This window comes from Streptomyces sp. Act143, assembly GCF_003143935.1.
Taxonomy (GTDB): Bacteria; Actinomycetota; Actinomycetes; order Streptomycetales; family Streptomycetaceae; genus Streptomyces.
The window spans coordinates 1,499,913-1,513,193 of sequence record NZ_QFRX01000001.1 but is presented as its reverse complement, the minus strand read 5'-3'; the positions used below and the strand labels follow the sequence as shown (position 1 = coordinate 1,513,193).

Sequence of the window (13,281 nt, the reverse complement as noted above, 5' to 3'; positions counted from 1 at the left end):
CGACGGCCGCGCGCGAGCCGTCCGTCACCGCACCCGGCTCAGCGACAGCGCGAAACGGCCCGCCTCGTCCGTCCACCAGTGGGACAATTCAAGGCCCACGGCGGACAGTTCGGCCCGCACTCCCTCCTTCCGGAACTTCGCCGAGATCTCCGTGCGCAGCTCCTCGCCCGCCGCGAAGTCCACGGCGAGGTCCAGGGCGGGGATCTTCACCGTCTGCGCGACACGCGAACGCAGCCGCATCTCGATCCACTCGTGCTCCGCGTCCCACAGCGCCACGTGGTCGAAGGCGGCGGGATCGAAGTCGGCGCCGAGCTCCCGGTCGACGACGGCCAGGACGTTCTTGTTGAACGCGGCCGTCACACCGGCCTCGTCGTCGTACGCCCTGACCAGCACCTTCTCGTCCTTGACGAGGTCCGTGCCGAGCAGCAGGGCGTCGCCGGGGGAGAGCAGGGCGCGCACCGAGGCCAGGAACGCCGCCCGCTCGGCCGGCAGCAGGTTGCCGATCGTGCCGCCGAGGAAGGCCAGCAGCCGCGGGCCCGGCGTCTCGGGCAGCGTCAGCTCGGCGGTGAAGTCGGCGATCAGGGCGTGCACGCTCAGGGACGGCCGCTCGGCGATGAGCGCCTGACCGGCCTGGGTGAGCGCGCTCTCGCTGACGTCGACCGGGACGTACGTGTGCAGCTCCGTGAGCGCGTCGATGATGTACCGCGTCTTCTCCGAGGAGCCCGAGCCCAGCTCGACCAGGGTGCGGGCGCCGGTCGCCGCGGCGATCTCGGGGGCGCGGGCGACGAGGATCTCGCGTTCGGCGCGGGTGGGGTAGTACTCCTCCAACTCGGTGATCCGGTCGAAGAGTTCGCTGCCGTGGGCGTCGTAGAACCACTTCGGCGGCAGCGTCTTCGGGGTGCGGGTCAGGCCGTGCAGGACGTCGGCGCGCAGGGCGGCCTCGGTGGCGTCCTCGGGCAGGGTGCGGGTGAGAAGGAACGGGCTCACGTGCGGGGCTCCTTCGGTGGTTCCGTGGACGGTTCCTTGAGCGGGGTGAGCAGCACGTCCGTGCCGCTGGCCGCGAGCAGGGTGCGGTCGGGGACCTCCTGCCAGTGCGGATCGTCGTCGTAGGGCTCGGAGGCCACGACCGTGCTGCGGCCGGGGCTGGCCAGGTACCAGAGGGTGTCGCCCCAGGCGGTCGCGGCGATGGACTCGCCGTTGGTGAGCAGCAGGTTCAGCCGGGACCCGGGGGCCGCCTCGGCGACCTCCAGGACCGTGTCGGCCAGCGCCTGTCCCTCCTCGTCGCCGGCCCGGAGCCGGGCGAGGACCAGCGCCCACACGAACGCCGAGTCGTTGCGGGCCTCCATCGCCAGCAGATCCGCTGCCGGAAGAGTCTCCGTCAACGGTGCCAGCGAGCGGGGCCAGCCCTGGACGGCGCCGTTGTGGCTGAACAGCCACGGCCCGCTTGCGAAGGGTGCCGCCGCGGCCTCGGCGTCCGCGCCGGACAGCGTCGCGTCCCGGACGGCGGCGAGGAGGGCGCCGGTGCGGACCACTCTCGCCAGGTCGGCGAAGGACTGGTCCGCCCAGATCGGCCCCGCCCGGCGGTAACGGGCCGGAACCGGGTCGCCCGGCGCGTACCAACCGACCCCGAAACCATCGGCGTTGACGGTGCCGTGCCGCTGGCGCCGGGGCGCCCACGACTGCCGGTACAGACTGTGCGGGGGCGCCACCAGGAGTCTGCCGAGCGGCTCCTCGGGGCCCAGATAGGCCAGGTGACGGCACATCAGACGCCCTCCGCGGACCGGGCGGTGCGGAAGCCGGAGAAGATCTGCCGCCGGATCGGGTAGTCCCAGTTGCGGAACGTGCCCCGGCAGGCCACCTCGTCCACGGCGAACGAACCGCCGCGCAGCACCTTGTATTCGGGGCCGAAGAACACCTCCGAGTACTCCTTGTACGGGAACGCCCGGAACCCGGGGTAGGGCAGGAAGTCGCTCGCCGTCCACTCCCACACGTCGCCGATCAACTGGCGCACGCCCAGCGGGGACTCGCCCTCCGGGTAGCTGCCCGCCGGGGCCGGGCGCAGATGCCGCTGGCCGAGGTTGGCGTGCTCGGGGCCCGGGTCGGCGTCGCCCCACGGGTAGCGCATCGAACGGTCCGTGGTGGGGTCGTGGCGGGCGGCCTTCTCCCACTCGGCCTCCGTGGGCAGCCGGCGCCCGGCCCAGCGGGCGTAGGCGTCGGCCTCGTACCAACTCACGTGCACCACCGGCTCGTCCGGCGGCACGACCTCGGTGACACCGAAGCGCCGGCGCAGCCACTGGTCGCCGTCCCGGCGCCAGAACAGCGGGGCGTCGATCGAGTGCTCCCGGATGTGCGCCCAGCCGGCCGGTGACCACCACCGGTCGACCCGGTAGCCGCCGTCCTCGATGAACTCCTGGTACGCCTCGTTGGTGACCGGAGCGGTGTCGATCCAGAACGGCGCCACCTCGCGCCGGTGCGCCGGGCGTTCGTTGTCCAGCGCCCACGGCTCGGTGGAGGTGCCCATCATGAACGGGCCGCCGGGGACCAGGACTTCGGCCGGGCCGGTGAACAGCGGCGCCGGGTCCGGGTCGGGGGCGGTCAGGGCCTGCGGGCCCTTGCGGAGCTGATGGGTGATCAGCATCGTCTCGTCGTGCTGCTGTTCGTGCTGGGCGATCATCCCGAAGGCGAAACCCGCCTCGGTGAGCCGGGTGCCGTGGAAGGCGGTCGACTCCAGCAGGTCCAGCACCCTGCCGCGCACCTCCGCCGCGTACTGCCGGGCCTCGGCGGGCGGCAGCAGCGGCAGCTTGGGCCGCTCGGAGCGCGGGTGCTCGAAGGCGTCGTACAGGCCGTCGATCTCCGGGCGCATCGCCTCCCGGCCCGCGACCGCCCGCAGCAGCCACAGCTCCTCCTGGTTACCGATGTGGGCGAGGTCCCACACCAGCGGGGACATCAGCGGGGAGTGCTGGGCGGTCAGGTCGGGGTCGTCCACGCAGCTGGTCAGCAGCGTCGTGCGGTCGCGGGCGGTGGTGAGCGTGGTCAGCGCCCGGGTCCGCAGCGTCTCGGCGTCGAGGGTCTCGTCGGTCATCAGCGGGCTTCCTTCCCGTGCGGCAGGCCCGCACCATGCACCAGGTCCCCGGCGCGCAGCCGGTCCAGCAGATCGTCGGCGGGGCAGCGGCCCCTGAGGACGTACCGCTCCAGGTACGCCGCGACGGCGCCCGTCACCTCGGCGGCGGCGCCGAGCCTCGGCAGGGCGTCCGCGGCGGCCGTGAAGCACTGGACGGCCACCTCGTGCAGCTCAGGGTCGGCGAGCCCGGTGCGCGCCGCGTCCAGCCACAGCGGGTTGTGCGGGGCGGGCAGCCCCATCGTCCGCTCCGCCAGCGGCTTCACAGCGCGGTAGGCGGTCTCGGCGGCCTCGGGGTCGTCGAACAGTGCCGTCGTCACCGCGAGCGGCACGATCCAGCCGTCCTCGCCGGGCTGCGCGTCCATCATGCGCATCTCGAGGTGGCCGCGCGGTCTGACCGGCGGGAAGAGGGTGGTCAGGTGGTAGTCGAGGTCCGCGCGGGTGGGCGGCCTCGGGACGCCGGAGCGGGTCCACTCCCGGAAGGTCATGCCGTCCGGGACGTCCCAGGCCCCCTCGTCCTGCCGTATGCACATCACCGGGGCGTCGAGCACATGCCGCGCCCAGGTGGTGCGGGGGTCGCCGTCCAGCGGGGGCGCGCCCGCCCGGCCCGCGCCGATCTCCGTCCACAGCAGCTGCCGGGTGGAGAGCCAGCCGGTGGGTTCGCGGCCGGCCAGCGGGGAGTTGGCGAACGCGGCGACCAGGACCGCGCCCAGGTGGTGCGCCAGCCACCAGCGCCGGCCGTGCCCGAGCGGGCCCGGTTCCTCGTGCCCGGCGTCCAGGCAGACCTGCACGGACGCGGAGGTGCACATCATGGCGCGGCCGGCCGGACCGGTGCGGTCCAGGCACGTCTCCATGGCGTCGTAGCGGGGTTCGTGGAGATACCTGCGGGGCGAGTGCCAGGGATCGTGGCCGACGCCGACGAGGCCGAGACCGTGCCCGGCGAGCGTCGCGCGGACGGCGTCGAGGTCGGCGGAGACGGTGCCTACGCACTCCATGAGGGAGGCGGCGGGCGGCGAGCTGAGCTCCAGCTGGCCGCCGGGCTCGACGGTGAGCGCCGAGTTCAGGGGCACGGTCCGCAGTGCGGCATAGGCCGCTTCGAGTCGTTCGGGTGTGACGGGGAGCTGCGGTGTCCGCAGCTCGTGGACGAGCCATTCCACCTCGACCCCCACGGTGCGGGGCGGCCCGGTCTTGAAGCAGATGCCCCTGACCAGGGCCTCCACCTCGGCGGCGGACAGAGCGGTGCGGGGCTCCGTACAGTCGCCGCAGTCGGTCACTGAATCGGACATGTCGGGATCCTCCTGAGATTCCACCATGCCGCCGGCCCGGATGATGTTGGCCGGACCGGCATCGCTCGTCCCACCCAAAACCCTCGAAGCGATTCGCACAAGGGTGCACTTTGCCGCAATCGGGTCCGACGATCTCCGTTTCCTGAGTGTTTCCTGGGTGTTCTCGAGGCCGGGAAACTCCGTTGCACCGTATGACCAGCATCGCCCAGGATGCCTTCATGAGCACGACGGGGGAGCGCGCGCGGCGCGCGATCGAGGCGTCCACGGGGGTGGCGCCTTGAGCGCGCGCCTGCGGGGGATCGCCCAGCAGACCGAGCAGATCGTCGCGGCGGGTTTCTACCGCCTCCCCGACGGTCGCGAGGTGTCCGTCGCGGCGCCGACCAGCGCCGCGCGGGCCGGGACGCGGATGTTCGGCCCGGAGCCGGTCGCCGTGCCGCCCTGGGAACCGGCGCGCACGGTCGTGGAGGTCACCGGCGAGAGCAGTCTGGAGGCCGCGCGCCGACTGGGCGGGAACCCGGCCGTCCTGAACTTCGCCTCGGCCCGCAACCCCGGCGGCGGCTATCTCAACGGCGCCCAGGCCCAGGAGGAGGCCCTGTGCCGGGCCTCGGCGCTGTACACCTGCGTGCGGGAGGCCCCGGACTTCTACGGCCATCACCGGGCCCACCGCGACCCGTTCTACACGGACCGGGTCATCCACTCACCGGGTGTCCCCGTCTTCCGCGACGACCGCGGCCGGCTGCTGGACGAGCCGTACCTGTGCGGCTTCCTGACGGCCGCCGCACCCAACGCGGGCGTCGTACGCCGTACGACGCCGGAGCGGGCCGGCGAGCTGCCGCGGGCCCTGGCCGCGCGCGCCGAACGGGTGCTGGAGGTGGCGGCGGCCGAGGGGTACCGGCGGTTGGTGCTCGGGGCTTGGGGGTGCGGGGTGTTCCAGAACGACCCGGCGCAGGTGGCGGGTGCCTTCGACGCCCTGCTGCGCCCCGGAGGCCGGTTCGGCACGGCCTTCGAGCACATCGTCTTCGGGGTCCTCGACCGGACACCCGCCGGCGCCGTGCGAGGCGCGTTCGAGAAGGTCTTTCAGGTCCAGCCGTAGCGCTCGTGCAGCCGCTGCCTGACCAGGTTGAACCGGCCGCGGTCCAGGGCGCAGGCCTCGCGGCGCATGCCGTCCTCGTGCAGGCGCAGGATGCGGTCCACGTCCACCCAGGAGTCGCGGCCCGACGCGTCCCAGGGGCCGCTGCCGATCGCGACCCATTCGCGGTCCCCGTCATGCCGCTTGCTGGACAGCTGCACGGCGAGGAACGTCCCGGCGGCCTCCCTCGCCACCACCAGGACGGGGCGGTCCTTGCCGCGGCCGTCGTTCTCCTCGAAGGGCACCCAGGTCCACACGATCTCCCCGGGGTCGGGGTCGCCGTCGTGCGCGGGCGAGTACTCGGTGCGGACCCGGCCCACCTCGCGGGGGTCGGCCTCGGTGGTCGCGGTGGGGCCGAAGCGGCCGGGGACGTCAGCGGTGAGATCAGTCACGCGTCTCAGCGTAGGGTGCGGCCTCACGAGGCCCACCGGCAGGTGTGCGGCACCCGACTCCTGTTCCCGCAGGTACTGGACACTGAGCCCGCGCAGTTCCTCGCGGGTGAACAGCGTCGGCGGTACCTGGGTCCAGCCGTCCGGTCGAGATCCATGGCGAACCGCGCGGACATACGGCGGAGTGCCTCCTCGGAACCGGTCGAGCACCTGCCGATCCTCCCCCTGCCCTGCGCCCTGGACAGATGCCGCAACACGCTCCGCCGCTTGCGTGACCCTCGCCCCCTGGTCACTCGTCTGCTCCGCAGCGGCCCCGTCGGCTGAGCGGCGGAACAGGCCGCGTACGCGGGGCACATCGGCCACCGCGGCTTTCCCGCGACCTGATCCGCCGAACGAACGGACCTAGTTCTCCTCCACGGGCACCTTCTGCGCCGGTGGCTGTGGCGTGAGGCCGTTCGGGGAAGTGCCGGGCGGTGTCTGGCCGTTCTGGTTCATCGACGCGAGCAGCTGGCGGGCCAGGCCCAGACCGGTGCCGCCCATCGTGAGCGCCTTGGCGAACATGTCCGCCATGCCGTCGGCGCCGTTGAGCACCACCATGTTGTCGACGTTCCCGAACGCGGACGCGCCCGCCTGCACGATCTCCGGCCAGTTCTCGGCGAGTTGCTGGGCGACCACGGCCTCCTGGTTCTCGGCGAGGGCGGCGGCGCGGGCCTTGATGGCCTCCGCCTCGGCGAGCCCCTTGGCCTTGGTCGCCTCGGCCTGCGCCAGACCCTTGGCCTGGGCCGCGGCGGCCTCGGCCTCACCGGTGGCCCGGGTCGCGGCGGCCGTTGCCGTACCGCGCGCCTTGGTCGCCTCCGCCTCGGCGCCCGCGGCCGTCTTGACCCGGGTGGCCTCGGCCGCCGCGGCCAGCTCGGTCTCCTTGGCCTTCGCCTGGGCCGCCGAGATGCGGGCGTCACGCTCGGCCTCGGCCAGCGTGCGCTTCTCGTACGCCTTCGCGTCCGCCGGTTTGCGCACGTCCGCCTGGAGCTGCTGCTCGGTCCGTTGCGCCTCCAGTTCGGCGACCCGGGTCATCTGCACGACGACCTCCTGCCGGGCGGCGGCGTCGGCGAGCGGTCCGGCCTGCTGGGCCTTGGCGGCGGCCTTGTCGCGCTCGGCCTGGTATCCGGCCTGGAGGATCTCGCTGTCCCGGGTGGCCTCGGCCATCCGCGCGAACGACTGCTGCTCGGCCTCGGTGGCCAGCCGGTTCGCCTCGGCCTGCGCGATCCGCGCGTCCCGCTGGACGGCCGCCGCGTGCGGGGCGGCCAGGTTCTGGATGTACCCGGTCGGGTCCTCGATCTCGTGGATCTGCAGCGAGTCCACGATCAGCCCCAGCTTCTCCATCTCGGTGCCGCACGCGGCCCGCGTCTGCCCGGTGAGCTTCTCCCGGTCCCGGATCATGTCCTCGACCGTCAACCCGCCCACGATGGACCGCAGATGACCGGCGAAGACGTTGTGCACCCGCTCCGACATCAGCTTCTGCTGGTCGAGGAAGCGGCGCCCCGCGTTCGCGATCGACACGAAGTCGTCGCCCACCTTGAAGATGACGACACCGCGCACCTTGAGCGGGATGCCCTGGTGGGTCACGCAATCCACGTGCAGCTCGGTCTCGTTGAGGTCGAGGGACAGCTTGCGCACCGCCTGCACCCCGGGCAGCACCAGCGTGCCGCGCCCCGTGACGATACGGAACCCCATGCCCTCCTCAAGGCCTTCGGTCTTGTGCTTGGAACCCGAGATGATGAGCGCCTCGTTGGGCTCGGCCACCCGCCACATCATCTTGAACACACCGATCACCACGAGGACGGCACCTACCGCGATCCCCGCAACGACGCCGATGACCATCGGCATTCGCCCCCTTTGCATGGTGCCCTCTCGGCACCGAACGAAGGGAGTGTGCGCCTCGGCGCAGCCCTGGTACAGACCCTGACGCCTTCTTGTCGCAACCTTGACGCAAACGGCTCTCACCTGCGGCAAGGCCTGCTCAACTGTCGTACGCCGCCTGCACGTAGACCGTTCTCGGCGCCTGGTACTCCACCACCATGACGACCGTGCCCCGCTCGATGCGGTCGCTGCCGGTGGCCGGATAGGCGAGGAAGTGCTCGGCGCCGCCGCGCACGCGGACGATCACCTCACCCACGAGCCCGGGCCCGACCGTTCCGGTGACCCGCCCCATGAGCCCGACCATCGACGCATCGTCCATGGTCACAGGGTACGGTCCCGGCCCGGTCAGGCGGCCGGTGAATCGGAGGCGGCGCGCAGCGGCGGCCATGCCTCGTGCCAGCGCAGCTCCGCCTCCAACTGCGCCGCGAGGGAGATGAGCAGCGGTTCGCTGTGCGCGGGCCCGAGCAACTGCGCCCCCACCGGCAGACCGCCGGCCACGAAGCCCGCCGGGACGTTGACGCCGGGCCAGCCGAGCACGTTCCAGGGCCAGGCGTAGGGGCAGGCGGCGATCATCGCGCGGTCGGTGGCGAGGCCGCCGAGGTCGAGCATCGAGCCGACGCGGGGCGGGGGAGCCGCCGTGGTGGGCGCGAGGACGACGTCGTACGAGGTGAAGAACGCGCCGATACGGCGGTGCAGGACCGCCTCCGCGCGCCGTGCCACCCGCAGCGGCGCCCCGCCGAGCAGCCGGCCCAGCCGGGCGGCGTCCCGGGTGCGCCGGTCGAGCAGGGCGGGGAAGGGTGCCTCGCCGACGTGCTCCGCCAGGCCGACCGTGGCGCGCGGGATGAAGGTGAGGCCGATCTGGCCGTACGGGAGGTCGGCCTCCTCCACCGTGTGCCCCAACGCGGCCAGCCGCTCGGCCAGTTGGACGACCTTCGCCCGTACCGCCGGGTGGAGCCGGGCGGGCAGCGCGGTGAACGGCGGCTTCAGGGCGAGGGCGATGCGCAGCCGGCCGGGGTCGCGTCCGGCGGCCTCGGAGGCGTTCACGGACGGCGGGCGGTGCGGGTCGAGGGCGTGGTTGCCGCTCGCCGCGTCCAGCAGGAGAGCGGCGTCGGCGACGGTGCGGGCCAGGGTGCCGTTGACGGTGATGCCCTGGAAGGACTCGCCGCGCGGCCAGGTGGAGATGCGGCCCCGCTGCGGCTTGATGCCGACCAGGTGGGTCCAGGAGGCCGGGATGCGCACCGACCCGGCGCCGTCGGAGCCGAGCGCGGCCGGTACGAGGCCCGCGGCGACGGCGGCGGCCGAGCCGCCCGACGAGCCGCCCGGTGTGTGGTCCGCGCTCCACGGGTTGCGCGTCGCCCCGAAGGCGGGCCCCTCGGTGAAGGGCCATTGCCCGAACTCGCAGGTGTTGGTCTTGCCGACGACCACGGCCCCGGCGGCCCGCAGCCGCCGTACGGCCTCGCCGTCCTCGGCGGCCGGCGGGAACTCGCCGCGGCAGCCGAACGCGGTGGGCTCGCCCGCCACGTCCATGTCGTCCTTCACGGCCACCGGCACCCCGAGCAGCGGCTTGCGCACCCCGGCCGCGAGCGCCTCGTCGGCGGCGTCGGCCTCGGCGAGCGCCGCCTCGGCGCGGACGATCCGGAAGGCGTTGAGGGTGCCCTGGGCCGCCTCGATCCGTGCCAGGGTCCGTTCGACGAGCGCGCGTGAGGTGAGGCTGCCGTCGGCCAGCGCGCGGGCGGTCTCCCGCAGGCCCGCGGAACGGTCGTGCGTCATACGGGACACCTCCGGGCGCCTTCCGGGACGTTGCCTACCGAACGGTAACGTCGGAAAGCGCTTCTACGGAACGGCCCGGACCCGGGCGGCGGTTCGGCCGGCGCCACAGCTGCCCCACAGGGCTCGTCAGGTCTTGCGCAAACCATTGACGCGCCAAGGCCTCACCCCTACCTTCTGATCGACTTTCCGAACCTTGTTCGGTATCCCGGACGCCTGAGCCGCGTTCCTGTCCTGGAGAGAGCCGCCCGTGACCACTCATCCCCCCATGCCGTCACGCCGTACCCTGCTGCGCGCCATGGCGGCCCTGCCCGCCTCGGCCGTCCTGCTGGGCGAGTTGCCCGGCACGGCCCTCGCCGCCGCCCCGCCGAGCGGCTCCGCCACCCGCTACACGATCGTGCCGTTCCTCAACAGCAACGACGGGACGGTGAACGTCTACCAGTCCGACGACGCCACCGACTTCCGGCTCGTCAAGGCGTCCGCGTACACACCGCCCAGCAACAGAATCCGCGACGCCAGCGTCTTCAAGCACACCGACGGCTACTACTACATCACCTACACCACGCACACCTGGCAGGACGTCAGCACCACGATCGGCTTCGCCCGCAGTTCCGACCGGGTCAACTGGACCTTCCTGTACGACTACACGGTCCCGATCGCCAACCTCTCCCGGGCCTGGGCGCCGGAGTGGTTCGTCGACAGCGACGGCAGCGTCTACGTCATCGTGTCCTGCTCGCTCACCAGCGACGAGTGGATCTTCACGCCGTATCTGCTGAAGGCGACCAACTCCGCCCTCACGGCGTGGAGTTCACCGGTGGCCCTGTCTGGTATCGGTGCCAACCACATCGACACGTTCATCGTGCGGATCGGCTCGACCTACCACGCCTTCACCAAGAACGAGACGACCAAGTACATCGAGTACGGCACCGCTTCGTCGCCGGCCGGGCCCTACACGATCTCCAGGACCGGCGACTGGGCGGGCTGGGGCAGCTACCGCGAGGGCCCGGCGCTGGTACAGCTCGACAACGGCGCCTGGCGCCTGTTCTTCGACGGCTACGGCGACGGCAACTACTACTACAGCGACAGCTACGACACCTTCGCCACCTGGTCCGCGCCCACGGCCCTGCCCGCGATCTCCGGCACCGCACGGCACTTCACGGTCATCAAGGAGACCGTCTCGGGCGGCCCGGCACTCGCGAAGAACGTCACGCGCTCCTTCCAGTCGGCCAACTACACCACCCGCTACTGGCAGACGCAGTCCTCCCTGCTCAACCTGCCGGTGGTGACCAGCTCCAGCACCTCGGCCGAGAAGACGGCGTCCACCTTCACCGTCGTCGCGGGGCTGGCCGACGCGAGCGGCTGCTCCTTCCGTGACTCCTCCGGCAACTACCTGCGCCACTGGGACTTCCGCGGCCGCTTCGACGCCAACGACGGCACCTCCACCTTCGCCAAGGACGCCACGTTCATCGCCCGCACGGGCACGGCGACCGGCTCGATCCGCTTCGAGTCGTACAACTACCCCGGCTACTACCTGCGCCACTACAACTACCAGCTCCGGGTGGAGCGTTCGGACGGCACCGCGCTCTTCCGCCAGGACAGCTCCTTCACCCCGGTCACCGCCTGGGCCTGATCGCCGACGGCGGTGCGGCGGCTACGGCCGCAGCACGATCTTGCCGTGCGTGTGCCCCCGTTCCAGCTCCCGGAACGCGTCCCGCACCTGCTCCAACGGGTAGGTGCGGGCGATCGGCACCTCCAGCTCGCCGCGGGCGGCGAGACGGGCCAGTTCACCGATGACGACCGCGCAGGCCGCAGAGCCCTCACCATAGGTCCGCGCACCGACCTCGGCCGCGGCCCGCCAGTCGCGGATCGTGTTGATCCGCTCGGGTCGCACCCCCAACTCCACCGCCAGGTCCACATATCCGTCGCCGAACGTGTCGATGAAGGCGTCGACGGACCCGTCGGCGGCCCGCCGGATCCGCTCGGCCACACCGTCGCCGTACCCGACCGGGACGATCCCGCGCTCCTTGAGCCAGCCGTGGTTGCGCTCGCTCGCGAGTCCGATCACCGTCGCGCCGCGCCGCCGCGCGAGCTGCACAGCCAAGGAGCCGACGCCGCCGGCCGCGCCGGACACCACGACCGTGTCCCCGGGGCCGGGGTCCACCGCGAACACGGTGGCGTACGCGGTCGTACCCGCCACATACAGCGAACCGGCGACCTCCCAGGGCAGTCCCTGCGGACGGGAGACCAGGTTCACGTCGTCGACCACCACGAACTCCGCGTGGCTCGCGCGGTTGTGGGTGAACCCCAGCACCTCGTCACCGATCGCGAAACCCCGCACCTCGGGACCCAGGTCCACCACGACGCCGGCCAGATCGCTGCCCTGCCCGGAAGGGAACGTCGCCGGCCAGCGGCCGTGCCGCGCGCCCCTGCGGATCATCACCTCACCGGGCTGGATGCCGGCCGCGCGCACCTCGACGAGCACCTGACCGGGGCCGGGTGACGGGCGCGGCACGTCCTCGACCCGGAGCACGTCGATCTCGCCGTACTCGTGGAACCGTACCGCCTTCATCGCTTGACCACCGCACTTCGGAGTTCGGGCAGGACCTCGCCTTCAACTGCGCCCAGGGGGCGTTCTGTTCCCGGACGGGTTGGTTGATACGAGCGTGACCGGTCGACTTCTTCGTGGCATCTGCCAGTACGGACACCGAGCCGGGCGAGGGGAGACTCGCTGCCGCGTACGGACGAACGCAACGGATGGGGGAGACGCATGGGTGTTCAGCAGTACGACGTGATCGGCGAGGCGTTCGAGGGGTTCAAGGCGCTGCCCCTGATCCGGTTCGGCGAAGTGCCCAGCTTCCTGGGGCTGGTCGGGGACGTGCGCGGCAGGTCCGTTCTGGATCTGGCGTGCGGCACCGGCTTCTACAGCAGGGAGTTCAAGCGGCGCGGTGCCACGGACGTCCTCGGTGTCGACATCTCCGGCGAGATGATCGCCGTCGCCGAGGACAGGGAGCGCCGCGAGCCGCTCGGCGTGCGCTACGAGGTCGGTGACGTGGCCCGACTACGGCCCCTGGGGCGGCGGTTCGACGTCGCGCTGGGCGTCCAATGCCTCAACTATGCCGAGAGCATTGCGGAGTTGGAGCAGATGTGCCGCAACGTCCACCGGCACCTGGTACCGGGCGGCGAGTTCTTCGTGCTCTGCCAGCGGCCCGACTACCGGTTCGACTGCGAGTCCCTCGACACGTACGGCTTCCGCTGCGAGCCGACCGGCGAGGCGGCGGAGGCCGGTCCGCGATGCCGGGTCACCGCGCTCCTCGAACCGCAGCCGATCAGCATCCTTGGCACGGTCCCGCGCCGCGAGGTCTACGAGGAGTCGCTGCGGGCGGCCGGGTTCGGCGAGATCGAATGGGTGCCGCTGAGCGTGTCGGAGGCCGGCATCAGTGAGTTCGGCGAGGAGTTCTGGGCGGACCTGCTCGCCCACCCGCCGCTGGTGATGCTGCGCTGCCGGGCCTGAGCGGGGGCTGCACCGGGATGCTCACGGAGTGGGGGTCGCGCCGGGATGCTCACGGAGTGGGGGCTGCACCGGGATGCTCCCTACTCCCCGACCCGGACCTCGATCCGACGCCGCAGATAGTCGTCCGGGTGCCTCCGGGAGATGCGTACCACCTCGGCCACCAG

General features: G+C 72.2%; 12 protein-coding genes. 3 read left to right on the top strand and 9 right to left on the bottom strand.

The window, feature by feature from the left end:
- Positions 1–24: 24 nt before the first annotated feature.
- The 4 genes from egtD to egtA are packed head-to-tail and all read right to left on the bottom strand — an operon-like array spanning position 25 to position 4,404.
- On the bottom strand, positions 25–987 hold the full coding sequence (gene egtD, locus DI272_RS06715) for an L-histidine N(alpha)-methyltransferase (protein WP_109494342.1): 963 nt from the start codon (positions 985–987) through the stop codon (positions 25–27).
- The gene (gene egtC, locus DI272_RS06710; protein ID WP_109494340.1) at positions 984–1,763 is read right to left on the bottom strand and encodes an ergothioneine biosynthesis protein EgtC; all 780 of its coding nucleotides are present in this window, start codon (positions 1,761–1,763) and stop codon (positions 984–986) included. Before egtC ends, egtD begins: the two co-directional genes overlap by 4 nt.
- Positions 1,763–3,082: an ergothioneine biosynthesis protein EgtB gene (gene egtB, locus DI272_RS06705; RefSeq protein ID WP_109494338.1), complete on the bottom strand. Its 1,320-nt coding sequence runs from the start codon at positions 3,080–3,082 to the stop codon at positions 1,763–1,765. The genes egtC and egtB overlap by 1 nt, the downstream gene beginning before the upstream one ends.
- Positions 3,082–4,404, bottom strand: a complete 1,323-nt coding sequence (gene egtA, locus DI272_RS06700) for an ergothioneine biosynthesis glutamate--cysteine ligase EgtA (RefSeq protein WP_109494337.1) — start codon at positions 4,402–4,404, stop codon at positions 3,082–3,084. The genes egtB and egtA overlap by 1 nt, the downstream gene beginning before the upstream one ends.
- Before the next feature lie 277 nt (positions 4,405–4,681).
- Between egtA and DI272_RS06695 the strand changes: the two genes are divergently transcribed.
- Positions 4,682–5,497, top strand: coding sequence for a TIGR02452 family protein (locus DI272_RS06695; RefSeq protein WP_181387108.1), 816 nt, complete (start codon positions 4,682–4,684; stop codon positions 5,495–5,497).
- Here the strand turns inward: DI272_RS06695 and DI272_RS06690 are convergent.
- From DI272_RS06690 to DI272_RS06675, 4 genes are all read right to left on the bottom strand, one after another.
- Positions 5,482–5,925 carry a type II toxin-antitoxin system PemK/MazF family toxin gene (locus DI272_RS06690; RefSeq protein WP_109494335.1) on the bottom strand — a complete coding sequence of 148 codons (444 nt, stop codon included), beginning with the start codon at positions 5,923–5,925 and terminating at the stop codon, positions 5,482–5,484. The two genes, DI272_RS06695 and DI272_RS06690, sit on opposite strands and share 16 nt — an antisense overlap.
- Before the next feature lie 399 nt (positions 5,926–6,324).
- Entirely contained in the window at positions 6,325–7,806 is a 1,482-nt protein-coding gene (locus DI272_RS06685) for a flotillin family protein (RefSeq protein WP_109494333.1), read from the bottom strand.
- Between the two features lie 133 nt (positions 7,807–7,939).
- Positions 7,940–8,158, bottom strand: a complete 219-nt coding sequence (locus DI272_RS06680; protein WP_258314481.1) for a hypothetical protein — start codon at positions 8,156–8,158, stop codon at positions 7,940–7,942.
- Between the two features lie 26 nt (positions 8,159–8,184).
- The gene (locus DI272_RS06675) at positions 8,185–9,609 is read right to left on the bottom strand and encodes an amidase (protein ID WP_109494332.1); all 1,425 of its coding nucleotides are present in this window, start codon (positions 9,607–9,609) and stop codon (positions 8,185–8,187) included.
- 247 nt (positions 9,610–9,856) lie between these two features.
- Here DI272_RS06675 and DI272_RS06670 point away from each other — a divergent pair, with 247 nt between their 5' ends.
- A complete protein-coding gene (locus DI272_RS06670; protein ID WP_109494330.1) occupies positions 9,857–11,236 on the top strand; it encodes a glycoside hydrolase family 43 protein in 1,380 nt (459 codons plus the stop codon).
- Between the two features lie 21 nt (positions 11,237–11,257).
- Here DI272_RS06670 and DI272_RS06665 read toward each other — a convergent pair whose 3' ends face one another.
- Complete coding sequence (locus DI272_RS06665) at positions 11,258–12,175, bottom strand: NADP-dependent oxidoreductase (RefSeq protein ID WP_109494328.1); 918 nt, start codon at positions 12,173–12,175, stop codon at positions 11,258–11,260.
- A gap of 198 nt (positions 12,176–12,373) precedes the next feature.
- On the opposite strand from DI272_RS06665, the gene DI272_RS06660 reads away from it, so the two are divergent.
- On the top strand, positions 12,374–13,117 hold the full coding sequence (locus tag DI272_RS06660) for a class I SAM-dependent methyltransferase (RefSeq protein ID WP_109494326.1): 744 nt from the start codon (positions 12,374–12,376) through the stop codon (positions 13,115–13,117).
- Positions 13,118–13,281 lie beyond the last annotated feature (164 nt).